23 protein-coding genes, 1 pseudogene and 1 riboswitch are annotated in these 22,771 nt (G+C 76.1%); of the genes and pseudogenes, 13 read left to right on the forward strand and 11 right to left on the reverse strand.

Features of this window, described 5'->3' with window-relative positions; translation table 11 throughout:
- Window positions 1-87: 87 nt before the first annotated feature.
- The gene (locus tag JD79_RS07770) at window positions 88-2,586 is read left to right on the forward strand and encodes a transglycosylase domain-containing protein (RefSeq protein WP_110005055.1); all 2,499 of its coding nucleotides are present in this window, start codon (window positions 88-90) and stop codon (window positions 2,584-2,586) included.
- A 23-nt stretch (window positions 2,587-2,609) separates the two neighbouring features.
- Here JD79_RS07770 and JD79_RS07775 read toward each other — a convergent pair.
- A pseudogene (locus JD79_RS07775) lies at window positions 2,610-3,428 on the reverse strand (YhjD/YihY/BrkB family envelope integrity protein); the annotation flags it as partial.
- Between the two features lie 57 nt (window positions 3,429-3,485).
- Complete coding sequence (locus JD79_RS07780) at window positions 3,486-3,725, reverse strand: hypothetical protein (RefSeq protein WP_110005056.1); 240 nt, start codon at window positions 3,723-3,725, stop codon at window positions 3,486-3,488.
- Between the two features lie 175 nt (window positions 3,726-3,900).
- A riboswitch (cyclic di-AMP (ydaO/yuaA leader) is annotated at window positions 3,901-4,042 on the forward strand.
- A gap of 11 nt (window positions 4,043-4,053) precedes the next feature.
- Between JD79_RS07780 and JD79_RS07785 the strand changes: the two genes are divergently transcribed.
- Window positions 4,054-5,178 carry a C40 family peptidase gene (locus tag JD79_RS07785; protein WP_245899913.1) on the forward strand — a complete coding sequence of 375 codons (1,125 nt, stop codon included), beginning with the start codon at window positions 4,054-4,056 and terminating at the stop codon, window positions 5,176-5,178.
- A gap of 35 nt (window positions 5,179-5,213) precedes the next feature.
- Here JD79_RS07785 and JD79_RS07790 read toward each other — a convergent pair whose 3' ends face one another.
- Complete coding sequence (locus JD79_RS07790) at window positions 5,214-5,765, reverse strand: hypothetical protein (RefSeq protein ID WP_110005057.1); 552 nt, start codon at window positions 5,763-5,765, stop codon at window positions 5,214-5,216.
- Window positions 5,766-5,870: 105 nt separating this feature from the next.
- On the opposite strand from JD79_RS07790, the gene JD79_RS07795 reads away from it, so the two are divergent.
- Window positions 5,871-6,188, forward strand: a complete 318-nt coding sequence (locus JD79_RS07795) for a DUF3817 domain-containing protein (protein ID WP_110005058.1) — start codon at window positions 5,871-5,873, stop codon at window positions 6,186-6,188.
- A gap of 15 nt (window positions 6,189-6,203) precedes the next feature.
- A complete protein-coding gene (locus JD79_RS07800) occupies window positions 6,204-7,532 on the forward strand; it encodes a serine hydrolase domain-containing protein (RefSeq protein ID WP_110005059.1) in 1,329 nt (442 codons plus the stop codon).
- Between the two features lie 64 nt (window positions 7,533-7,596).
- On the opposite strand, the gene JD79_RS07805 is transcribed toward JD79_RS07800, so the two are convergent.
- Window positions 7,597-8,112, reverse strand: coding sequence for a hypothetical protein (locus tag JD79_RS07805; protein WP_110007535.1), 516 nt, complete (start codon window positions 8,110-8,112; stop codon window positions 7,597-7,599).
- Between the two features lie 55 nt (window positions 8,113-8,167).
- On the opposite strand from JD79_RS07805, the gene JD79_RS07810 reads away from it, so the two are divergent.
- Window positions 8,168-8,422 carry a DUF3253 domain-containing protein gene (locus JD79_RS07810; protein WP_211307903.1) on the forward strand — a complete coding sequence of 85 codons (255 nt, stop codon included), beginning with the start codon at window positions 8,168-8,170 and terminating at the stop codon, window positions 8,420-8,422.
- On the opposite strand, the gene JD79_RS07815 is transcribed toward JD79_RS07810, so the two are convergent.
- Together JD79_RS07815 and JD79_RS07820 are read right to left on the reverse strand one after the other, a co-directional pair.
- Window positions 8,412-9,479: a M42 family metallopeptidase gene (locus JD79_RS07815; RefSeq protein ID WP_110005061.1), complete on the reverse strand. Its 1,068-nt coding sequence runs from the start codon at window positions 9,477-9,479 to the stop codon at window positions 8,412-8,414. The genes JD79_RS07810 and JD79_RS07815 overlap by 11 nt on opposite strands.
- Window positions 9,480-9,517: 38 nt before the next feature.
- On the reverse strand, window positions 9,518-10,018 hold the full coding sequence (locus JD79_RS07820; RefSeq protein WP_110005062.1) for an Lrp/AsnC family transcriptional regulator: 501 nt from the start codon (window positions 10,016-10,018) through the stop codon (window positions 9,518-9,520).
- Window positions 10,019-10,349: 331 nt separating this feature from the next.
- Between JD79_RS07820 and pdhA the strand changes: the two genes are divergently transcribed.
- From pdhA to JD79_RS23610, 4 genes are read left to right on the forward strand one after another with little or no spacing between them, the layout of a single operon-like run.
- On the forward strand, window positions 10,350-11,405 hold the full coding sequence (pdhA, locus tag JD79_RS07825) for a pyruvate dehydrogenase (acetyl-transferring) E1 component subunit alpha (RefSeq protein ID WP_245899915.1): 1,056 nt from the start codon (window positions 10,350-10,352) through the stop codon (window positions 11,403-11,405).
- Complete coding sequence (locus tag JD79_RS07830; protein WP_110005064.1) at window positions 11,405-12,382, forward strand: alpha-ketoacid dehydrogenase subunit beta; 978 nt, start codon at window positions 11,405-11,407, stop codon at window positions 12,380-12,382. Before pdhA ends, JD79_RS07830 begins: the two co-directional genes overlap by 1 nt.
- A gap of 1 nt (window position 12,383) precedes the next feature.
- A complete protein-coding gene (locus JD79_RS23605; RefSeq protein ID WP_245899916.1) occupies window positions 12,384-13,052 on the forward strand; it encodes a biotin/lipoyl-containing protein in 669 nt (222 codons plus the stop codon).
- Window positions 12,983-13,858 (forward strand): dihydrolipoamide acetyltransferase family protein, encoded by an 876-nt coding sequence (locus JD79_RS23610; protein ID WP_245899917.1) that lies wholly within the window; start codon window positions 12,983-12,985, stop codon window positions 13,856-13,858. The genes JD79_RS23605 and JD79_RS23610 overlap by 70 nt, the downstream gene beginning before the upstream one ends.
- Before the next feature lie 52 nt (window positions 13,859-13,910).
- Here the strand turns inward: JD79_RS23610 and JD79_RS07840 are convergent, their stop codons facing one another.
- Window positions 13,911-14,480: a hypothetical protein gene (locus JD79_RS07840; protein ID WP_110005065.1), complete on the reverse strand. Its 570-nt coding sequence runs from the start codon at window positions 14,478-14,480 to the stop codon at window positions 13,911-13,913.
- 196 nt (window positions 14,481-14,676) lie between these two features.
- Between JD79_RS07840 and JD79_RS07845 the strand changes: the two genes are divergently transcribed.
- From JD79_RS07845 to JD79_RS07860, 4 genes are all read left to right on the forward strand, one after another.
- A complete protein-coding gene (locus tag JD79_RS07845) occupies window positions 14,677-15,864 on the forward strand; it encodes a sensor histidine kinase (RefSeq protein WP_146220406.1) in 1,188 nt (395 codons plus the stop codon).
- A 5-nt stretch (window positions 15,865-15,869) separates the two neighbouring features.
- Entirely contained in the window at window positions 15,870-16,538 is a 669-nt protein-coding gene (locus JD79_RS07850) for a response regulator transcription factor (RefSeq protein ID WP_110007536.1), read from the forward strand.
- Between the two features lie 4 nt (window positions 16,539-16,542).
- A complete protein-coding gene (locus tag JD79_RS07855; RefSeq protein ID WP_110005067.1) occupies window positions 16,543-17,721 on the forward strand; it encodes an AGE family epimerase/isomerase in 1,179 nt (392 codons plus the stop codon).
- A 78-nt stretch (window positions 17,722-17,799) separates the two neighbouring features.
- Entirely contained in the window at window positions 17,800-18,267 is a 468-nt protein-coding gene (locus tag JD79_RS07860; RefSeq protein WP_110005068.1) for an SRPBCC family protein, read from the forward strand.
- Between the two features lie 104 nt (window positions 18,268-18,371).
- On the opposite strand, the gene JD79_RS07865 is transcribed toward JD79_RS07860, so the two are convergent.
- Genes JD79_RS07865 through JD79_RS07880 form a run of 4 tightly spaced genes read right to left on the reverse strand, consistent with a single transcriptional unit; the run spans window position 18,372 to window position 22,610 of the window.
- Window positions 18,372-18,632 carry an HPr family phosphocarrier protein gene (locus JD79_RS07865; RefSeq protein ID WP_110005069.1) on the reverse strand — a complete coding sequence of 87 codons (261 nt, stop codon included), beginning with the start codon at window positions 18,630-18,632 and terminating at the stop codon, window positions 18,372-18,374.
- Between the two features lie 52 nt (window positions 18,633-18,684).
- Window positions 18,685-20,802, reverse strand: a complete 2,118-nt coding sequence (locus JD79_RS07870; protein WP_110005070.1) for a PTS fructose transporter subunit IIABC — start codon at window positions 20,800-20,802, stop codon at window positions 18,685-18,687.
- Window positions 20,803-20,820: 18 nt separating this feature from the next.
- Entirely contained in the window at window positions 20,821-21,846 is a 1,026-nt protein-coding gene (locus JD79_RS07875) for a 1-phosphofructokinase family hexose kinase (RefSeq protein ID WP_110005071.1), read from the reverse strand.
- Complete coding sequence (locus tag JD79_RS07880) at window positions 21,843-22,610, reverse strand: DeoR/GlpR family DNA-binding transcription regulator (protein WP_110005072.1); 768 nt, start codon at window positions 22,608-22,610, stop codon at window positions 21,843-21,845. The genes JD79_RS07875 and JD79_RS07880 overlap by 4 nt, the downstream gene beginning before the upstream one ends.
- Between the last annotated feature and the right edge of the window lie 161 nt (window positions 22,611-22,771).

Raw genomic sequence — 22,771 nt, forward strand, 5'->3', positions numbered from 1 at the left:
GTCTCCCGACCGCGGGACCGTACGGCGCGGGTGGTTGTGGCGGGAGGTGATCTCCGTTTCCATGAGCGCGGCCGAGGAGGGGGGCCCATGGACCGGCACGTCAGCCGGGCCGGCACGCTGCTGCGGCTGGCCGCGACGATCGTGGTCGCCGGGGCTCTGGTGGCCGGTCTGCTCCTCCCGTGGATCGGGGGCCCGACGGTCGCCGCCCAGCGGTCCACCGGCCTGCTCGGCGACCTGCCCACCGAGTTCACCGACGACCCGCCGGCCGGGAACACCGTCCTGCTGGCCGCGAACGGCGAGCCGATCACGTACTTCTACGACGAGAACCGCGACCCGGTCGAGCCGGAGGAGATCGCGGGCGTCATGAAGGACGCGCTGGTGGCGATCGAGGACTCCCGCTTCTACGGCCACCGCGGCCTCGACGTGCAGGGGACGCTGCGCGCCCTGGCCACCAACATCGCCGCGGGGGAGGTCGCCGAGGGCGGCTCGACGCTTACCCAGCAGCTGGTCAAGCAGACGCTGCTGCAGACCGCCGACACCCCCGAGGAGCGCACCGCCGCCACCGAGCAGACGCTGGGCCGCAAGCTGCGCGAGGCCCGCCTGGCCCTGGCGCTGGAGGACCTCTACAGCAAGGACGAGATCCTCACCCGCTACCTCAACATCGTGTACTTCGGGCAGAACGCCTACGGCGTGCAGCCGGCCGCCCGGGCGTTCTTCGGTGTGGACGCCTCGGCGCTCACCCTCCCGCAGGCGGCGCTGCTGGCCGGCCTGGTGCAGAGCCCGGTGAACGACGACCCCTTCACCAACCCGGAGGCCGCCACCGCCCGGCGCGACGAGGTGCTGTCCCGGATGGCCGACCAGGGCCTCGTGACCGCCGACGAGGCGGCCGCGGCCGCGGCCGAGCCGCTCGGGCTGGCACCCGGCCCGGCGCCGCCGCGCGGCTGCGTCGAGGCCACCGTCGGCCCGTTCGTCTGCGACTTCGTGCAGCGCCACGTCGTCCAGGAGCTGGGGCTCGGCCAGGAGGAGCTGGACAACGGCGGCTACACGATCCAGACCACCCTCGACGTCGAGCTGCAGCGCTCCGCCGACGCCGCGGTGCTGCAGACCCTGCCGCTGGAGGACTCCCTGGCCGCGATGTTCAGCGCCGTGGAGCCCGGCACCGGCCACCTGCTGGCGATGGCCGTCAACCGGACCTTCGGCTACGACCTCAGCGACCGCACGCAGGAGTCGTTCAACCTCAACACCTGGCCCAGCCAGGGCTCGGGCTCCACGTACAAGGTGTTCACCGCGGCCGCCGCGCTGGCGCGCGGCTACTCGTCCTACTACTCGCTCACCGCGCCCGACCCCTACGTCTCCCGCGTCTACTCCGGCCCGTGCGAGGGACGCGACACCGACGGCCGCTACTGCGTGCGCAACGCCGGCTCGGGCTACCGCTCCACGCTGGACATGACGACGGCGCTCTACCAGTCGTCCAACACCTACTTCCTCGCGCTGGAGGACGCCCTCGGCAGCGTGGAGGAGCCGGTGCGGATGGCCGAGGCGATGGGGCTGTTCCAGTTCAGCCCGCCCGACCTGCCGCAGCAGATCATCGACGAGAACCGTGGCTCGTTCACCTTCGGCTCGGAGGCCACCAGCCCGCTGGCGCTGGCCAGCGCCTACTCGACGCTGGCGGCCAGCGGCACCCAGTGCGACGTCGTCCCGGTGACCGCCGTCCTCGACCAGAACGGGGAGCCGGCGGTCGGGGCCGACGGCGAGCCGCTGCCGGTCGGCGACCGGTGCAGGCCGGAGGCCGTCCCGCCCGGGGTGGCCAACACGCTCAACCAGATGCTCCGCCGGGACGTCGAGCCCGGGAACCCGGGGCAGACCGGCTCGCGCGCCTACGTCCGCGGCCACCAGATCGCCGGCAAGACCGGCACCTCCCAGGAGAACTACTCGATCGCCTTCGTCGGGTACACGCCGGAGATCACCGCCAGCGTCATGGTGCTCAACCCCAAGCAGAACGAGGACGTCGGCGGCTTCGGCGGCGGCAAGGGCGCCACCATCTGGCGCGACGCGATGGCACCGATCCTCGACGCCCGCGGCAGCGGGGAGTTCCCGCCGGCCGACGAGACCGTGCAGAACGGCAATACCCGCCCGGTGCCCGGCTGCTCCGGGATCCGGTCCTGCGAGCGGGCGCTCACCGACGCCGGGTTCTCCCCGCGGACCGTGCGCGTGGACAGCGACGAGGCGGCCGGCACGGTGCTCGGCACCAGCCCGCCGCGCGGCGGCCGCGCGGTGCCCGGCCAGGTGGTGTCGATCCTGGTGAGCAACGGGAGCGACTACGAGGCGCCGCGACCGGCGCCGGAGCCCGAGCCCGCCCCTGCGCCCGAGCCGCCCCCGGCGCCCGAGCCGCCCGCGCCGGAGACCCCGGCGCCCGAGCCACCCGCGCCCCCTGCGCCGGAGCCGGAGACCCCGGCGCCCGAACCGCCCGCTCCCGGCGCCCCGGCACCCGAACCGCCCGCTCCCGGCGCCCCGGCGTCCGGGTTCCCGGCCCCCGGGTTCCCCGCACCCGGGTTCCCCGCACCCGGCTTCCCGCCTCCCGCCTGACGCCCGGCGAGCCGTTCGTCGAGGGACTGGGTGAGCAGCCACCCGGACACGAGCACGAGGTGCAGCAGGAACAGCCAGAACCCGATCGCGACCATCGCGCCCACGACCACCAGGCCGCCGAAGGGGGCGCCGAGGTCCAGCGGCAGCGACAGGAACACCACGAAGCCCTGCAGGAACCCCGAGAGGCACGCCGCGGTGAACAGCGCACCGCTGACCAGCGCGCCCCAGCGGTGCCGCCCACCGGCCACCACGCCGAAGCCCCAGAGGATCGGCGCGGTCAGCACGAACAGCACCGTGTAGTAGCCGACGGCGAACCGGCCGAGCGCGGGCCCGAACCCGTCCTCGCGGGCCAGGTCGGCCATGAACCCGGCGGCCAGCAGCAGCGGGTAGAGCAGCAGCGGGGTCACCACGACCAGCGGCAGCGTGGCCAGCCGGCCCCGCCAGGCGGTGAGGTTCTCCCGACGCTGGCTGAACCGCAGCAGCGCCCGCCGCAGGCCCTCCCCGTAGAGCGACAGCGGGAGCAGGGCCAGCAGGAAGCCCAGCAGGTCCAGCCGCACGCCGGCGTCGACGAGCCGGGCCACCGCCCCGGGCGCGCCCAGGGCGGACGGCAGCAACTCGGCCAGCCGGCCGCTGAGCGTGCGCACCTCGGCGGGGGAGGTGACCAGCGCGGTCAGCCGGACGGCGACCAGGATCAGCGGCACCACCGCGATGCCCGCGTAGAACGTCAGGCCTGCGCCGATCAGGGCGAGGTCGCGCCCCCGCAGGAGACGGCGGGTGCCGGCGAGCAGCGCCCGGGACTCGACCAGCAGCCGGTGCCCCGTCCGCCTCTGCCCGGGATCCACCCCCTCAGCCCACCAGCCCGGGCGGTGGCGCGCCCGTCGGGACGGCGGTGGCGACGGTCAGTCGTCGCTGCCGTCCTCGTTGGTGCTGGCGTCGTCGGTCGTGGGCGCGTCGTTGCCGGGGTTGGGCCCGGTCTCCTGACAGCTGGCGTCGTTGTCGTTGTTCGCGTTCTGCCCGTTGGCGTCGCAGTTGGTGGGGCCGCGCGAGAAGTCGGTGTTGTCGCCGCAGGCGACCAGCGAGCCGAGGAGCGCGACCACGACCAGCGGGCGGGCCAGGCGCATGCGGAGCGAGGAGGACATGCCGTCATCGGTACACGTCCCCGGGGGCGCCCAAACCGCCGGGGGGTGCCCGGACGTCCGGCGGGTCCCCGGTCGTGAGCCAGGTAGTTACAGAGAAGTGATTGTCACGCGCGGGTCACGGCCCTTACGCTCAGTGTGTCCAACGGGGCGCTCCGTCACCAGCCTGGGTGACACCCCGTGGACGCCGTCGAGCCGGTCCTCCCCCACGGAGGCCGGGCCGGGGACCCACCTGAGCACTGGGGTGTAGCGCGCACGCGCGCCGGGCGACTCCACGCCCGAACCCGTCAGCTAACCCGGTAGGCGGCATGGGAGAAGGAGAGACAGCCGCGTGGCGTCCCTGCGCACGTCCGTCCCCGGCCTGCCCGCGACCCGCCGGTCGCGTGGCCGCCGCGCCGCCCTCGCCCTCGTCGGCGCCCTCGGTGTCGGCCTCGGGCTCGGTGCCGCCCCGGCGCCCGCACTGGCCGAGGAGCCGACGACGTCGGCGCAGGCCGCGGAGCTCGTCGCCGCCCGCGGACACGACCTCGAGGTCGTCACCGAGCAGTTCAACGAGGCGCGTGAGGCACTCGGCGCCCAGCAGGCGGCCGCGGAGGCCGCCGCCGCGCAGCTGGCCGCCGCCCGGGCCGCCGTGGACACCGCGCGCAGCCAGGTCGTCGGCATCGCCCGCTCGGCCTACACCGGCGAGAGCATGGGCTCCCTGCAGGCGCTGATGACCAGCGACACCGCCGAGGAGTTCGTCAACCGCGTGTCGCTGCTGCAGGGCGTCGCCGGCTACCAGGGCGAGCTGCTCGGCCAGGCCGTCACCGCCACCGAGGCGGCCACCACGGCCCAGGCCGCCGCCACCGAGGCCGCCGCCGAGGCGCAGCGCCAGTACGACGCCGTCGCCGCCCAGCAGGCCGACCTCGAGTCGCAGATCGCCGACTACCAGGCCGACTTCGCCCGGCTCAGCGCCGAGGAGCGCCGCGCCGCCCTCGAGGCCGCGGCCGCCGCGCACGCCGCCGAGGAGGCCCGCGCCAGCCGCGACGAGGAGCGCGAGGACACCGCGTCGTCGTCCGGGTCGGCGTCGGCCGCCGAGGAGCCGGCCGCCGCGGCCGCCCCGGCCAGCAGCGTCGCCGGGACCGTCGTCGCCACCGCGATGGCCCAGCGCGGCAAGCCCTACGTGTGGGCGGCCGCCGGCCCGGGCTCCTTCGACTGCTCCGGCCTGACGCAGTACGCCTTCCGTGCCGCCGGGATCAGCCTCCCGCACTCCAGCAAGCTGCAGTCCCAGATGGGCACCGCCGTCTCCCGCGCCGACCTGCAGCCCGGTGACCTGGTCTTCTTCTACAGCCCGGTCAGCCACGTGGGCATCTACATCGGCAACGGCCAGATGGTGCACGCGCCGACCTCGGGCGACGTCGTCAAGGTCGCGAGCATCGACGTGATGGGCGGCTACGCCGGCGCCCGCCGCATCGGCTGAGCCCCGCGGGGCGGTCACCAGGACCCCGGCGCCGGTCAGGCACCGGGGTCCTGCTGCGTCCGGACCTGCTGCAGCAGGCCCCACACGAAGGCCGCCGTCGCACCGGAGGGCAGCCGCACCTCCCAGCGGGTGACCACCTGGGGGTCCACCTCCACCGCGCCGGGCAGGCCGCTGACGTCGGCCACCACGTGCTCCCACACCCGCAGCCGCCCGTCGGCCGCCGGTGGCACCGGGGAGCCCGCGGCCCGCACCAGGTGCTCGTGCAGCACGCTGCCGCCGGGCGCGGACAGGACCTCCCAGCGCAGGTGCGGCCACAGCGGCAGCGGCCAGCGGCGGACCTCGAGGTCGAGGTCGCCGAACCGGCGGTCCCCGGTCTCGGGGGCCGGCCCGAGGACGGCGGTCCGCAGCGCCAGGCCCCGCGGCGCCCGCGGCGCGTGGTGCAGCGCCTGCCAGCGGGTGTGCGCGGCGTGCGCCTCCGCGCGGGTGGCGCCCAGGCGGGGGAGCGCGGCCGCGGCGAGGTCCGGCCGCAGGTCGGCCATCCGGCGCAGCAGGACCAGGCAGAACTCTCGCCGCGCCAGACCCCGCACGGTCGCGACCCTGCCACCCAGCTCACACCCGCGGGCGGGACACCCGGACGCCCTGCCGCGTTGGGACGACGGAACCCCGTCCCCAGCGCAGGAGACCCCGCACCGATGAACCCCCGCACCGTCGCCCTGGCCTTCCGCACCGTCGCCGTCGCCGAGGCCCTGTCCTGGATCGGCCTGCTGGCCGGGATGTACGTCAAGTACGTGCCGGAGACCTCCGAGCTGGGCGTGCAGGTCTTCGGCCCGGTCCACGGCGCGGTGTTCGTCGTGTACGTGCTCGTGGCGCTCGTCGCCGCCCGGGTGCTCGGCTGGTCCCGGGGGACCACGCTGCTGGCGCTGGTGGCCTCGGTCCCGCCGCTGGCCACCGTGGTGTTCGAGCGCTGGGCCGGGCGCACCGGGCGGCTGGGAGCCCCGGCCCGGGCCTGACCTACCGTCTCGGGCATGCCCGAGCCCGTGCTGCCCTCGACCGCCCGCACCCTGCTGGCCCGCACCGCGCGGGTGCAGCGCGACGGCCGGGCGCCGAGCCTGGTCGCCGGGGTGGTCCGGGACGGTGGGCTGGCGTGGTCGGCCGGGCGGGGCGACGTGGCCGAGCCGCACACCGACGTCCAGTACCGGCTCGGCTCGATCAGCAAGACGGTCACCGCCGTCGCGGTCCTGCGGCTGCGCGACGAGGGCCGGCTCGGGCTGGACGACCCACTGGACCGCCACGTGCCCGGGACGCCGTTCGGCGACCGGTCGGTCGGGCAGATCCTGTCGCACCTGGCCGGCGCCGCCGCGGAGAGCCCGGGCGGCTGGTGGGAACGGGTCCCCGGCGGCTCGCTGACCGACCTGGGGCTGACCGGCGAGCACGCCGTGCTGGGGGAGGCGCGGCGCTTCCACTACTCCAACCTCGGCTTCGGCCTGCTCGGTGAGCTGGTGGCGCGGATGCGCGGGCGGTCGTGGGACGACGTCGTCACGCGCGAGGTGCTCGCGCCGCTCGGGATGACCCGGACGACGCCGCGTCCCTCCGGCCTGGCCGCGCAGGGCTACGCCGTCCACCCGTGGGCCGACGTCGTCCTGGCCGAGCCCGAGCACCACGCCGGCGTGATGGCCGCGGCCGGTCAGCTGTGGGCGACGCTCGCCGACCTCGCCCGCTTCGCCGTCTTCCTGCTCGGCGACACCGGCGACGTGCTGTCCCCGGCGACGCTGGAGGAGATGGCCGTGCCGGCCGGCGTCGACCCCTCCTCACCGGCCTGGGCGGCGTACGGGCTGGGCCTGCAGGTGCTGCGGGTCGACGGGCGCACGCTCACCGGTCACGGCGGCTCGATGCCCGGGTTCCTCGCCGGGGTGTTCGTCGACCGCGAGGAGGGCACCGGCGGCGTCTCGCTGGCCAACACGACCAGCGGCCTCGACCCCCTCGTCCCCGGCCTGCTCGCCGACCTGCGCGCCGCCGAGCCGGGCGTGGTCGAGGCGTGGCGCCCGGCGGAGCCGCCGGTGCCCCTGGACCAGCTCGGCACCTGGTACTGGGGCCCGGCGCCGCACGCCCTGCGCGCGGTGGCCGGCGGCCTGCTGCACCTCGGTCCGCTGCCCGGCCGGTCGGGGCGGGCGAGCCGCTTCCGCCCGTGCGCGGACGGGACCTGGCTGGGCCTCGACGGCTACTACGCGGGCGAGCCGCTGCGGATCGCGCCGGACCACCTCGACGTCGGCACGTTCGTCTTCACCCGCGAGCCCTACGACCCCGCGGCGCCCGTGCCCGGCGACGTCGACCCCCGCGGCTGGACCACGCCCTGAGCGGGACGGCCTCCCTGCAGGGGCGCGCCGCGAGCGTGCGAGTGGCGGGGGGCAGGGAGGTCCTTCATCGGTCGAAGGCGTCCATCGTGGTCTTGAGGACGGCGCCGTAGGCCAGGTGCGGCACGACGTCGCTGATCCAGTCCGTGGCCGACCACGTCCGCGGGTCGGTGATGCCCAGCGCGGTCATCGGGCCGTTGGACGCCACCAGGACCCCGAGCGTGGTCAGCAGCGTCCCCACCAGCGGCTGCGACCGGAACCCCGACGCCCGCGCCAGGCCGGTGAGCACGCCGACGCCGATGCCCGCGACCAGGCCGGTCATCGGGCCCAGCCCCTGGATGCGGTTCTGCCGGTGCTCCTCGTCGCCGGGGATGGGCACGTGCGCCTTCTGCGCGAGCGCCTCCACCGTCTGCTCGGGCGTGGAGCTCGACCCGCGCCCGCGGAGGGTCATGTCGAGGTAGGTGACGGCGTTGAGGGCGGTCGTCCCCGCCGCCCCGGCGGCGGCGCCCCGCACCGCCCAGCCCAGGGTGCTGATGCCCCGCTTGCCCTTGCCGATCGTCCCGACCGGGGTGCGCTTCGCCATGCGGGCCGCGGTACCCGCCGCGCTCACCAGGGCAAACGGGCGCATCCTGGGGGGCGTGGACGACGCCGGGCCCGCCCTCGAGCGCGCGATCGACGTGCTGCTCGACGCGCGCGCACCCGGCGCCACGATCTGCCCCTCCGAGGCGGCCCGCGCCGTCGATCCGGAGGGCTGGCGCGCGCTGATGCCGCAGGCCCGCGCCGCGGCCGGCCGCCTGGCGCAGCGGGGTGTGGTCGAGGTGACCCAGCGCGGGGCGGTGGTCGACGTCGCCACCGCCCGCGGACCGGTGCGGGTCCGGCGGGTCAGCCGCTGACCGGCAGCGGGCGGGTCAGGAAGGCCGCGAGCAGCCGGGCGGTCCGGTCGACGGTGCCGCTGTGCAGCACCTCGTACCCGTGGGTGCTCAGCGTCGGCAGGCTCAGCAGCGCGGCCCGGGCCGTCTGGCCGGAGGCCTGGGACTGGGAGGCGTCGGAGTCGAAGGACTGCCAGACGGCGGTCTGCGGGTGCAGGCCGAGCTCGCGGCCGACGTCGACCAGCGCGTCGGCGACGGCCCGGTCGTAGACGACGGCGTCGTCGGCGTAGGCCACCACCGGCCCGCCGTCGACGGTGACCTGGTACTCCGCCTCGGCGGGGCCGACGTCGAGGGCGAGCGTGAGGTCGCCGGGCAGAGTGCGGCTCGCGTAGGAGGCGCCGATCCCGCCCATCTCCTCGCTGGTGGTGGCCACGAGGTACACGTCGCCGTGCGGGCGCCCCCGCAGCAGCCGCGCGGTGCCGACCATCGCGGTGAGCGCCGCCCGGTCGTCGACGAAGTAGCCGCCCACGAAGTCGCCGAAGCGGGTCAGCCCGCGCCGGTCGGCGTGCACGCACACCCGGGTGCCGGGGTGCACGCCGGCGGCGGCGAGGTCCTCGCCCGAGCGCCCGGTGAAGACGTACACGTGCGACCAGTCCATCGCCTCGTCGCCCTGGTCGGGCTTGGTCTCCCAGATCCGCGTGCTGTCCGCGGTGGTGTGCTCCGACCCGAGCAGGAGGACGCCGGTCAGCGTCTCCTCCCGGCCCAGCACGGCCACCGGGCCGAGGCCGAAGTTGCCGGGGTACATCACGCCGAGGGAGGTCACCCACAGCGTGCCGTCGGGGTCGACCCGCTTGACCATCATCGACAGCTCGTCGAGGTGCGCCATCACCCGGACCACCGGTGCGGACCGGTCCGTCCCGTGCAGCAGGGCCACCAGGTTGCCCGCCGGGTCGACCGACACCTCGTCGGCGAGCGGCTCGAGCTCCCGCCGGACGACGTCGCGCACGGCCGCCTCCCCGCCGCAGGGGCCGTAGGTGCGCAGCAGCTCGTCGAGCAGGTCGGGCAGCGGGGTGGGCGGCACGGGGTCTCCCTCGTCGGCGACGGCGGTCGCCCGTGCCCCTACCCCGCCGCGGGCGTCTCGGCCCCCGCCGCCCGCTCCAGCAGCGGGGCGACCCGGTGGTCGACGTAGCGGCGCAGCGCCAGCGCGGTGTCGGTGCGCTCCACGCCGCGGACGGCGAGCACCTGCTCGGTGAGCCGCCACAGGTCGTCGGCGTCGACGGCGACCACCCGCACGAGCAGGTCGGCGGCGCCGGACAGCGCGGTCACCTCGAGCACCTCGGGCAGCGCGGCCAGCGCCGAGGCGACCTCCTCGAGGCTGCGCTGCACGACCTGGACGGTCATGTAGGCGCCGAGCCGGTAGCCGAGGGCCTCCGGCCTCACCCGCGCCTCGAAGGGGGCGAGCAGCCCGCCGGACTCCAGCCGGGCCAGCCGCGACTGCACCGTGTTGCGGGCCAGCCCGAGCCGCTGGGACAGGGCGATGACGGTGGCGCGGGGATCCTCGGTGAGGGCCTGCACCAGGCGCGCGTCGGTGGCGTCCAGGCGGTCAGGGCCGGGCGGCATGTGCTCAGTCTGACAGGTCCAGGCGGAGGAGCAGTTGTCATCCTGCGCAGTCCTCCGTGCCGACCTTGCGCAATCCGTCCGGGGGGTGGTGTGCTCCGGATCGAGCCGGTCGTGCCACGATGTGTGAGTGGCGCCACACCCCGGCGCCCACAGGACGTCCAGCACCGCAGCCGGCCGGCGACCCCGGCAGCCGCGGCCGACGGCGAGGAGGACCGCAGTGCGCGAGCGTGCGAGCGGAACCGGGAGCGCTGCCCTGCCGAGTGTCACGACGGAGGCGGTGGACCCCGTACCCGGAGCGGGGGCGCCCCACCTGCCGCAGCAACCGGACCTGGTGCAGCTGCTGACCCCCGAGGGCGAGCGCATCCAGCACCCCGACCACCCGTTGGACGTCTCCGCCGAGGAGCTGCGCGGCCTGTACCGCGACCTCGTGCTGGTCCGCCGCTGGGACGTCGAGGCCACCGCCCTGCAGCGCCAGGGCGAGCTCGGCATCTGGGCCTCGCTGCTCGGCCAGGAGGCCGCCCAGATCGGCGCCGGCCGCGCCATGGCCGACACCGACACGGCCTTCCCCACCTACCGCGAGCACGGCGTCGCCTGGACCCGCGGCGTCGACCCGCTGCACGTCATCAGCCTGTTCCGCGGCGTGGACAACGGCGGCTGGGACCCGGTGGCCACCGGCTTCAACCTTTACACCGTCGTGATCGGCGCGCAGACCCTGCACGCCACCGGCTACGCGATGGGCCTGCAGCGCGACGGCGCCGAGAGCGCGGCGCTGGCCTTCCTCGGCGACGGCGCGACCAGCCAGGGCGAGGTCAACGAGGCGATGATCTGGGCGGCCAGCTTCAGCGCCCCCGTCGTCTTCTTCTGCCAGAACAACCAGTACGCGATCAGCGTGCCGCTGGAGCGGCAGTCCCGGGTGCCGCTGTACCAGCGCGCGGCCGGCTTCGGCTTCCCCGGCGTGCGGGTCGACGGCAACGACGTCCTGGCCGTCCTCGCCGTCACGCGCTCGGCGCTCGCCGCCGCCCGCGAGGGCCAGGGGCCGACGTTCATCGAGGCGTTCACCTACCGGATGGGCGCGCACACCACCTCCGACGACCCGACCCGCTACCGCCTCGCCAGCGAGCTGGAGGAGTGGAAGCTGCGCGACCCCATCGCCCGGGTCAAGGCGTACCTGTCGCGGACCGGCGTGGCCGACGCCGCCTTCTTCGACGCCGTCGAGGCCGAGGGCGACGAGCTGGCCGCGCGGATCCGGTCCGGCACCGTCGGGATGCCCGACCCACCGGGGACGGCGATGTTCGACCGGGTGTACGCGGAGCAGACGCCGCACCTGGCCGCGCAGCAGGCGGAGTTCGAGGCGTACCAGGCGTCGTTCGAGGGGGCCGGGCACTGATGACCGAGACGCTCACCATCGGCAAGGCCCTCAACCTGGGCCTGCGCCGGGCCATGGAGGACGACGCGAAGGTCGTGCTCATGGGCGAGGACATCGGCCGCCTCGGCGGGGTCTTCCGCATCACCGACGGCCTGCAGAAGGACTTCGGCGAGGACCGCGTCGTCGACACCCCGCTGGCCGAGGCCGGCATCCTCGGCACCGCCGTCGGGCTGGCCATGCGCGGCTACCGGCCGGTCTGCGAGATCCAGTTCGACGGGTTCGTCTTCCCGGCCTACAACCAGATCGTCACGCAGGTCGCCAAGATCCACGCCCGCTCCCGCGGCCGCCTGCCGATGCCGATCGTCATCCGGATCCCCTTCGGCGGCGGCATCGGCGCGGTCGAGCACCACAGCGAGAGCCCGGAGGCCTACTTCGCGCACACGCCGGGCCTGAAGGTGGTCGCCGTCAGCAACCCGGTCGACGCCTACTGGGGCATCCAGCAGGCCATCGCGCACCCCGACCCGGTCGTCTTCCTCGAGCCCAAGCGGCGGTACTGGGAGAAGGCGGAGGTCGACACCGACGCGACGCCGGGCCCGCTGTTCGCCTCGCGGGTGCTCCGCGGCGGCGACGACGTCACGCTGCTCGCCTACGGCCCGATGGTGAAGACGGCACTGCAGGCGGCCGAGGCCGCCGCGGAGGAGGGGCGCTCGATCGAGGTGGTCGACCTGCGCACGCTCTCGCCGCTGGACCTCGAGCCGGTGTTCGACTCGGTGCGCCGCACCGGGCGCTGCGTCGTCGTCCACGAGGCGGCGGTGACCCTCGGCCTGGGCGCGGAGATCGCCGCGCGGGTGACCGAGACCTGCTTCCACTCCCTGGAGGCGCCGGTGCTGCGCGTGGGTGGCTACGACACCCCGTACCCGCCGTCGAAGCTCGAGGAGGAGTACCTCCCCGACCTCGACCGCGTGCTCGACGCCGTCGACCGCTCGATGGGGTTCTGAGATGGGGGAGCTGCGCCAGTTCCGGCTCCCCGACGTCGGGGAGGGCCTGACCGACGGCGAGATCCTGCAGTGGCTCGTGGCCGTCGGCGACACCGTCACGGTCAACCAGCCGCTGTGCGAGGTGGAGACCGCCAAGGCCGCCGTCGAGCTGCCCTCGCCGTACGCCGGCACGGTGACCGAGCTGCTGTACGAGGCCGGCACGACCGTCGACGTCGGCACGCCGATCATCACCATCGACGTGGGCGGCGACGCCCCCGCGCCGGCGCCGTCCGGGGGCGGCGCCGAGCCGGCCGCCGGGCTGATCGGCGGGGCGGCGCCGGGCGGGCGCACGGCGGTGCTCGTGGGCTACGGGCCGCGGACCACCGAGGCCCGCCGGCGCCCGCGCCGCACTCCCGCCGCGACCCCGCCCGCGGCGGCCGCGGTGCCGGGTGCGGACTACGGATCGGGTGGGACGGAGCGGCCGCCGCTGCTGGCCACCGCGCCCGACGCGACGGTCAAGCCGGTGCGCCACGGCGGCCTCGAGGTCGGCCGGCAGGCCGAGGCGCACGCCCGCGCCGAGGCGGCGGCCCCTCCCGGCCGGTCGCGCCCGGCCGGGGCTCGGTGCGCCCGCTGGCCAAGCCGCCGGTGCGCAAGCTCGCCCGCGACCTCGGTGTCGACCTCGGCGCGCTGACCGGCAGCGGCGCCGGCGGGGTCATCACCCGCGAGGACGTGACCGCCGCGGCGTCGGGGCCGGCCGCCGCCCCGGCGGCCCCCGCTCCCGCCCCGGCCGCCGCCACGGCCGGGGAGCAGCGGATCCCGGTCAAGGGCGTCCGCAGGGCGACGGCGGCGGCGATGGTGGCCAGCGCGTTCACCGCGCCGCACGTCACGGAGTTCCTCACCGTCGACGTCACGCGGATGACGAAGCTCCGGTCGCGGGTCGCCGCACGCCCCGAGTTCGCCGGGGTCAAGGTCAGCCCGCTGCTGTTCGTGGCGCGGGCGCTGCTGCTGGCCGCGCGCCGGCACCCGATGGTCAACAGCTCCTGGGACGAGGCGGCGCAGGAGATCGTCGTCCACGGGCAGGTCAACCTCGGCATCGCCGCGGCCACCCCGCGCGGGCTGGTCGTGCCCAACGTCAAGGACGCCGGCCGGCTCTCGCTGGTCGAGCTCGCCGGCGCGCTCACCGCGCTCACCGAGACGGCGCGGGCGGGGCGGACGGCGCCGGCGGACATGGCCGGCGGCACGATCACGATCACCAACGTCGGGGTGTTCGGCGTCGACACCGGCACGCCGATCCTCAACCCCGGCGAGTCGGCGATCCTCGCCTTCGGCGCGGTCCGCGAGATGCCGTGGGTGCACAAGGGGCGGATCGCCGTCCGGCAGGTGACGCAGCTGGCGCTGTCGTTCGACCACCGGGTCATCGACGGGGAGCTGGGCAGCCGGTTCCTCGCCGACGTCGGCGCGCTGCTGTCCGACCCCGGGCTGGCGCTCACCTTCTGAGCACGGGCGGAGGGCCTGCCGGCGCACGCCGGCAGGCCCTCCGTGCCGGAGCTCAGGCCCGGCGGTCGAGCTGTCCGCGCAGCAGCAGCCAGCCGACGACGGCCAGGTACGCGCCCACCGGCACGCCGCCGCCCGACTGGGAGAGGAACAGGAAGACCGGCGTCACCAGGGGCAGCAGCGCCACGAGCGGACGGGACACCCGCCGCGAGCGCCACAGCGACACGGCCAGGGCCAGCGACCCGAGGAACCACAGCGCGTTGGCCACGAGTGCCACGGCGGGGAAGAACGACAGGTCCTCGCCGTTGACCGCGCTCGACAGCATGCCGCCGCTGAGCAGCACGGTCCCCGCCGAGGCGACGACCGCCGCCCAGCGCGCGCCGGCCAGCGCGGCGAGCCGGGCGTAGAGCACGGGCAGGGCCCACAGCATCACGCTCGTGCCGACGAGGAGGGCGGCCGTCCGCGGCTCGATGGCCGGGTCGGTGTCCTGGGGATACAGGACCTGGGTGACGCCGACGGCGATCGAGATGCCGGAGGCGACGAGCGCGGCGGCGCCGGCCCGGGAGTCCGACCGTCGTCGGGTCGCGGCGGTGGCGGTGGCGGTGGCGGGCAGCGTGGTGGTCACGAGAGCTCCTCGGATCGGTCGGAGCGCCTGGTCAGGCGGTCGCCGAGAAAGCTAGGAACGGCCGGGGCCCGCCGGCATCGGCCTGCGGTCCACAGTGCGGGAGCGCGGGTCGCGTCCGCGGTGTCGACCATGGTCGAACTCCGTGTCGCCCTCGGGAGGACGCGCTGCCCGGCCGGCGGCCTCTAGGTTCGGGTCCGTGACGACGACAGCGGAGGCCGCCCGGCACCCCGCCGTGGCGGCGGCGTCGGTGCCCCGCTGGACGAGCGGGCTGGACCTGGCGGTCGCCGTCGGGCTCGCGGTGTGGGGACTGGTCGAGGTCGTCCTCTCGCCCGACCTGGGCCTCGTCCCGGGCGCGCTGTTCGTCCTGGTCGCGACCCTCCCCCTCGCCCTGCGCCGCCGGTTCCCCGGATCGGTCACCGCGGTGGTGGCGGCCGCCCTGGTCGTGCACGCGGCGACCGCGGAGGCGGCGGCCACGTTCACGCCCTTCCCGAGCCTGCTGCTCGCCGCCTTCACCGTCGCCGTGCACGTGCGCTCCCTGCCGGCGGCCGTGGGCCTGGGCCTGCTGCCGGTGGCCGCCATGGGGATGGCGGGACAGCTCGGCTACTTCGGCGTCGAGGCCGCCCGGCCGCGCGCCCTCGTCCTGCTGGTCTTCTTCGTCGCCGGGGCGTGGACCGGCGGGCGCGTGGTCCACCACCGGGCGCTGGCGGCCCTGCGGGCCGAGGAGGGGTCGGCCGCCGCGGCGGACCGGGCCGTGGCCCAGGAGCGGGCGCGCATCGCCCGGGAACTGCACGACGTCGTCGCGCACGCGGTGTCGGTCGTGGTGCTGCAGACCGGCGCCGCCGAGCAGTTCGTCGGCCGCGACCCGGACCGCGCCCGGGGCCACGTCGGCATGGCGCGCCGCACGGCGACGGAGGCCATGGCGGAGATGCGCCACCTGCTCGACGTGCTGCGCGAGGGGGAGGCCGTCTACCTCCCGCAGCCGGGCATCGAGCGGCTGCCGGACCTGGTGGACGAGGCCCGCGGAGCCGGGCTGGACGTGACCCTCGCCGTGGACGTCCCCGTGCCCGTCCCGGACGGCCCCTCGCTGGCGGTCTACCGGATCGTGCAGGAGTCCCTCACCAACGTCCTGCGGCACGCGCCGGGCGCCCGGACCACCGTGGCCGTCGGCAGCACCGGGAGGGAGCTGACCGTGGAGGTCCGCGACCACGGCCGCCGGGCGGACCCGGAGGACGGGCACCCGGCGCCGGCCGGCCTGAGCTCCGGGGGCTACGGCATCCCGGGGATGCGCGAGCGGGTCCGGGTCTACGGCGGGTCGCTGGCCGTGGGCCCGGAGCCCGACGGTGGGTGGCTGGTCCGCGCGGTCCTCCCGGCCGGGTCGTCGTGACGGCGGTGCAGCCGTTGCGGGTCGTCGTGGCCGACGACCACGCGCTGGTCCGCTCGGGCATCACCGGCCTGCTCGAGGCGGGCGACGTCGAGGTGGTCGGGGAGGCCGCCGACGGGGTGGAGGCGGTCGAGGTGGCGCTGCGGCTGCGGCCCGACGTCGTGGTCATGGACGTGCGCATGCCGCGCCTCGACGGCATCGAGGCCACCCGCCGGCTGCGCCGGGACCCGGGCGGCCCGCAGGTGCTGGTGCTCACCACCTTCGACCTCGACGAGTACGTCTTCCGGGCGCTGGAGGCCGGAGCCGCCGGCTTCCTGCTCAAGGACGCGCCGCCGGGCCGGCTGGTCGAGGCCGTGCGCACCGTCGCCGACGGCGACGCGCTGCTCGCCCCCGCCGTCACCCGGCGCCTCGTCGAGCGCCACCTCTCCGCACCGGCACCGGCACCGGCGACCGGGCCGGACCCCGCCGCCGACCTCAGCCCGCGCGAGCGCGAGGTGTGGCTGCTCGTCGCCCAGGGGCTGTCCAACGCCGAGATCGCCGGCACGCTCGTGGTCACCGAGGCGACGGTGAAGGCGCACGTCACCCGCCTCCTGGCCAAGCTCGGGGTGCGGGACCGGGTGCAGGCGGTCGTGCGCGCCTACGAGAGCGGCCTGGTGCGTCCCGGGGGCGCAGGATGACGGCATGACCGACCTCGACGGGCTGCTCGCCTTCGCCGAACGCTCCTGGCTGCCCGCGGGCGGCTTCGGCTACCTGGGGGCCGACGGCGCGGTGCTGCCGGACCGGCCGCAGGAGACCTGGATCGTCGGGCGGATGACGCACGTCTTCGCGCTGGCGCACCTGCGGGGCCGGCCGGGAGCTGCGGACCTGGCCCGCTCCGGCGTCGCGGCGCTCCGGGAGGGGCCGCTGCACGACGGCGTCTCCGGCGGCTGGCGCGCGGCCGAGGACGACGACACCAAGAGCGCGTACGTGCACGCCTTCGCCGTCCTCGCGGGGGCGACGACGGCGATGGCGGGCATCGCCGGCGGCCGGGAGCTGCTCGACGAGGCGCTCGACGTCTGGGACCGGCACTTCTGGGACGACGCCGAGGGCCTCGCCGTGGAGGAGTGGAGCGCGGACTGGTCGCGGCTGTCGGACTACCGCGGCGCCAACGCCAACATGCACGGCGTCGAGGCCACGCTCGCGGCGGCCGACGCCCTGTCCCTGGCCGGCGAGGAGGAGGAGGCCGCCCGGCTGCGGCGGCACGCGCTGCGCAGCACCGAGCGGGTCGTGCACGGGTGGGCCCGCGAGCGGGACTGGCGGCTGCCCGAGCACTTCGACGCCGCGTGGACGCCGCTGCCCGAGCACAACCGCGACCGCCCGGCCGACCCGTTCCGCCCCTACGGCGTCACCGTCGGGCACCAGTTCGAGTGGGCCCGCCTGTGCCTGCACCTGCGCGCCGCGCTCGGGGACGCCGCGCCCGGCTGGCTGCTCGACGACGCGGTCGCGCTGTTCGGAGCCGCGGCCGGCCGCGGGTGGGCGGCCGACGGCCTGCCGGGCTTCCCCTACACGCTGGACTGGGACGACCGGCCCGTGGTGACCGCGCGGATGCACTGGGTGCTGTGCGAGGGGGTCGCCGCGGCCGCGGTGCTCGGCGCGGTCACCGGCGAGGAGCGCTACGCCGACCTGGCCGCCACCTGGCGGGCGCACGGCGAGGAGCGCTTCGCCGACCCGTCCACCGGCAGCTGGCACCACGAGCTCACGCCGTCGGGCGAGGTGGCCTCCGGCACCTGGGCCGGGCAGCCCGACGCCTACCACCTGGCGCAGATGCTGCTGCTCGAGGACGCGCCGGTGCGGGGGAGCGTGGCGCTGGCGCTGCGGTGATCCCGGTGTGTCCGCTCCAGGGACCCGGGGTAGGGGCGCGATGACCGCAACGACATCCCGAGCCAGAGGAGCGTTCCCGTGGCAAGCGTGCAGGAGTCCGTCGACGTCGACGTCCCGATCCGGGTCGCCTACGACCAGTGGACGCAGTTCGAGTCCTTCCCCCAGTTCATGGGCGGCGTCGAGCGCATCACGCAGATCGACGACACGCACACGCACTGGATCACCAACATCGACGGCGTGAAGCGCGAGTTCGACGCCGAGATCACCGAGCAGCACCCCGAGGAGCGGGTGGCCTGGACGAGCACCGGCGGCGACGCCAAGCACGCCGGCGTCGTCACCTTCCACCGCCTCGCCGACACCAAGACCCGCGTCATGATCCAGATCGACTGGGAGCCCACCGGGCTCGTCGAGAAGGCCGGCGCGGCGCTCGGCTTCGACGACCGCCAGGTCAAGGCCGACGCCAAGCGGTTCAAGGAGTTCATCGAGAGCCGCGGCACCGAGACCGGCGCCTGGCGCGGCGACGTCTCCCGGCCCGACCAGCCGTAACCGGCCCAGCGCAGACGACGGCGCCCGTCCCCTCCGCTCGGAGGGGACGGGCGCCGTCGCTCGTGCCTCTCAGCGGCGGAGACGGCCATCTCCGCCGCCCGGGGTCACTCCGCGTCGAGGTCGGCGGCCACCAGGCCCGCGATCTGCTCGACGACGGCCTGGTCGTCGCTGGTGACGGTGACCTCGGCGCCCTTCTGGGCACCGAGCGTCATGATCATCAGCGGGGAGCCGGCGTCGACGGGGTTCCCGCCGGGCGTGGCCAGGGTGACCGGGACGCCGGCCTTGCCCACGGCCTCGGCGATGAGCGCGGCCGGGCGGGCGTGCAGGCCGACCCGGGAGCCGACGGTGACGGTCTGACTGGGCATGGGCGGGATCCTCGCTGCTCGGGTGGGTGCGGACGGGGTCGAGCCTGCCGTGTCAGACGCGCGCGGGCGCGCTGACGGCGGAGGCCGGGGCGGCGGTGTGGGCGTGCGCCAGGTCGACGGCGTCCTCGGGGACGGCGTCGGCCTTGGGGCGGCCGATGCTCTTGGCGACGGTGACCGCCAGCGCGCCGACGACCGTGCCGACCACCAGGGCGACGAGGAACATCAGCACGCCGTTCATCGCGAAGAACACGAAGATGCCGCCGTGCGGGGCCCGCAGCTCCACGCCGCTGGCCGCGACGATCGCTCCGGTGGTGGCGCCGCCGAGCATCATCGACGGGATGACGCGGAACGGGTCGGCCGCGGCGAACGGGATGGCGCCCTCGGAGATGAAGGACAGGCCGAGCAGCCACGCCGCCTTGCCGTTGTCCCGCTCGGCCGGGGTGTAGAGCCGGGGCCGGACGGCGGTGCTCAGCGCCATCGCCAGCGGCGGGACCATGCCGGCGGCCATGACCGTCGCCATGATGACCAGCGGGGCGCCACTGCCGGCGGCCAGGCCGGTGGTGGCGAAGACGTAGGCGGCCTTGTTCACCGGGCCGCCGAGGTCGAAGCACATCATCAGGCCGAGGATGATCCCGAGCAGCACCGCCGAGGTGCCGGTCAGCCCGTTGAGCCAGTTGCCCAGGCCGCTGAGCGCCGCGGCCAGCGGGCGGCCGAGCAGGACGGCCATGATGCCGCTGGAGATCAGCGTGGCCAGCAGCGGGATGATCACGACGGGCTGCAGGCCGCGCACACCGGCGGGCAGCTTCCACGAGGCGATCCACCGGGCCGCGAAGCCGGCGATGATGCCGCCGACCAGGCCGCCGATGAAGCCGGCGCCCACGCTCACCGAGACGGCGCCGACGACGAAGCCGGGGACGATGCCCGGGCGGTCGGCGATCGCGTAGGCGATGTAGCCGGCCAGCGCCGGCACGAGGAAGCCGAACGCCGCCTGGCCGAGCACGGTGCAGACGGCGCCGAGGTAGCCGAGGAACCCGTCGTTGAGGCCCTCGATGCCCGGGGCACTGGGCAGGTCGAGGAACGAGTTGGTGAGCACCCAGCTCAGCGCGTAGTTCTGCCCGTCGGCGTCGGGGTTGGCGCTGACGATCTGGTAGCCGCCGAAGAGGAAGCCCAGCGCGATGAGCAGGCCGCCCGCGGCGACGAACGGGATCATGTAGCTGACGCCGGTGAGCAGCCAGCGGCGGATCTCCGCGCCGGTACCCGGCCGGCTGCCGCCGCTCGACGGCGCGGGAGCCGCGGCGCCGCTGCCCGGCACCCTGCGGGAGTCCGGGTCGTCGGCGGCCGCGAGCGCCTCGCGGATCATCACCTCGGGCTCGTTGATGGCCCGCTTCGTCCCCGACTGCACCACCGGCTTCCCGGCGAAGCGGTCCTGGTCCCGGACGCCCACGTCGACGGCGAAGATGACCGCCTCGGCGTCGCGGATGACCGCCGGGTCCAGCGGGGTGGAGCCCGAGGAGCCCTGCGTCTCGACGACGAGGTCGACGCCCTCGGCCTGGGCCGCGGCCGTGAGCTTGTCGGCGGCCATGTAGGTGTGCGCGATGCCGGTCGGGCAGGCGCTGACGGCGACGACGCGGCGGCGGGCGGGAGCGGCGGGGGCCGCAGCCGGGGCGGGCGTGGCCGGCGCGGGGACCGAGGTGACCGCGCTCGCTCCGGTGGCCGGCGTCGGGGAGACGACCTCCTCGACCAGGGCGACGACCTCCTCGGCGGAGCCCGCGGCCCGCAGCGAGGCGACGAAGTCCGGCCGGACCAGGGCGCGGGCCAGCGCGGACAGCAGCGTGAGGTGGTCGGCGTCGCCGGCCGCGGGGGCGGCGATGAGGAACACCAGGTCGGCCGGCCCGTCGGCGGCGCCGAAGTCGACCCCCGGGCTCAGCCGCGCGAAGGCCAGCGACGCCTGGGTCACCGCGCCCGACCGGCAGTGCGGGATGGCGATGCCGCCGGGCAGCCCGGTGGCGGCCTGCGCCTCGCGGGCCAGCGCGTCACCGGCCAGGGCCTCGGCGCCCGTGGCGCGGCCGGCCTCGGCGACCAGGACCGCCAGGCGGCTGACCACCGCGGCCTTGTCGGAGCCCAGGTCGGCGTCGAGGACGACGAGCTCGGGGGAGATGAGTGCGGACATGACGGACCTCTCGGGGCGTCAGGGGACGTCGCGGCCGGCGGCCGCGACGGGATCGGGGGAGGGCGTCGGCCCGGGCAGGCCGGTCGTCACGACGACCGACGTGGGGTCGACCTGGTGCGGGGCCGGCACCGCCGACCCCGGCAGTGCGGCGGCGGCGGAGCCGGTGGCGACCGCGCGGCGCAGCCGCTCGGCGGGCGGGGCGCCGGCCAGGTCGGCGAGCAGGGCGCCGGCCAGGCTCGAGTCGCCGGCGCCGACGGTGCTGCGGACGGCGGTGCGCGGCGGGCGCGCCGACCACACGCCGTCGGCCGTGGAGAGCACCGCGCCGTCGCCGCCGAGGGTCAGGAGCACCTCGGCGACGCCGCCGGCGTGCAGCGCCTCGACCGCGGCGCGCACCGCGGCCGGGTCCGCGAGCAGCGCGGCCTCCGTGGTGCCGGCGACCTGGGCCAGCTCCTCGGCGTTGGGCTTGAGCAGGTCCGGCGCCGCGCCGGGACCGGCGGCCAGCAGCGCGCGCAGCGGCGCCTCGGAGGTGTCCACCGCGACGCGCGCGCCGGTGGGGCGCACGGCCCGGACCAGCTCGGCGTACCAGTCCTCGGGCGTGCCGGGCGGCAGCGAGCCGGAGAGCACCACCCAGCGGGCGCCCGCGGCCGCTCCGGTGAGCACCGCCCGGAGCGCGGCACGGACGTCCCCGTCGAGGGCGGTCCCCGGCTCGTTGAGCTTCGTGGTGGTGCCGTCGGGCTCGGTGAGCGAGTAGTTGGTGCGCACCGGCACGCCGGTGGGCACGGTCAGCGGCGGGAGTCCCAGAGCGGTCAGCGCGGTGACCAGCGGGTCGGTCCGGTCGGCCGGCACCACGGCCGCGACGTCGGCTCCCGCCGCAGCCAGCGCGCGCGCCACGTTGACGCCCTTCCCGCCCGGCTCGGTGGAGCTGACCCCGAGGCGCGCCACCCCTCCGCGGGCGAGCGGGCCGGGGAGGGCCAGCGTCCGGTCCAGGCTCGGGTTGGCCGTCAGCGTGACGACCCGTCCCCCGGGCGCGCCGTCGCCGCTCACGCGGTCACGACCTCGACGCCGGCGGCCTCGAGGTGGTCCACGACGGCCGGTTCGGCGTCGCCGTCGGTGACCACCACGTCGACCTCGTCGAGGGAGGCGAAGCGGACCAGGTGCTCGCGGCCGAGCTTGCTGCTGTCGGCCAGGACGACCACCCGCTGCCCGGCCCGCACCATCGCCCGCTTGACCGAGGCCTCGGCCTCGTCCGGGGTGGTCAGCCCGTGGCCGGGGGCGATGCCGTTGGTGCCGAGGAAGGCGACGTCGACCCGCAGGTCGGCCAGCGCCCGCACCGGCGTCTCGCCGACGGCGCACTGGGTCAGCCCGCGCACCCGGCCGCCGAGCACGTGCAGGGTCACGCCCGGCGCGTTGGCCAGCCGGGCGGCGATGGGCACCGAGTTGGTGGCCACGAACAGCGACCGGTCGGCCGGCAGCACGTCGGCCAGCGCGGCGGTGGTGCTGCCGCCGTCGAGCAGCAGGCTGCCGCCCCGGCCGGGCAGCAGGTCCAGCGCCGCCGCGGCGATCTTGCGCTTGGCCTCGGCGCGGGTGGCGTTGCGCTCGGCCAGCGCCGTCTCCACGAGCGTGAGCGCGGCGGCGGGTACGGCACCGCCGTGCACGCGCCGCAGGACACCCGCCCGCTCCAGGACGGCGAGGTCGCGGCGCACGGTCTCGGTGGTGACGCCGAAGTCCTCGGCCACCGTGGCGACGGCGATCCGGCCCTGCTCGGCGACGAGCGTGGCGATGGCCTGCTGGCGCTCCTCGGCGTACACCGTCGACCTCCTCGTCGGTGTTCCGGACCACGACGGACCCTCGGCGATGCCCGATCGTGTGGGATCCGGCTTGTGTCTGTGTTGTTCTACGTGGATTACGTTGACAAGTCAACACCGTTTGGTGAGGCTGGTCACGGACGACGAGGTCCGGCGACCGCCAT

Source organism: Geodermatophilus normandii (genome assembly GCF_003182485.1).
Lineage (GTDB): Bacteria > Actinomycetota > Actinomycetes > Mycobacteriales > Geodermatophilaceae > Geodermatophilus > Geodermatophilus normandii.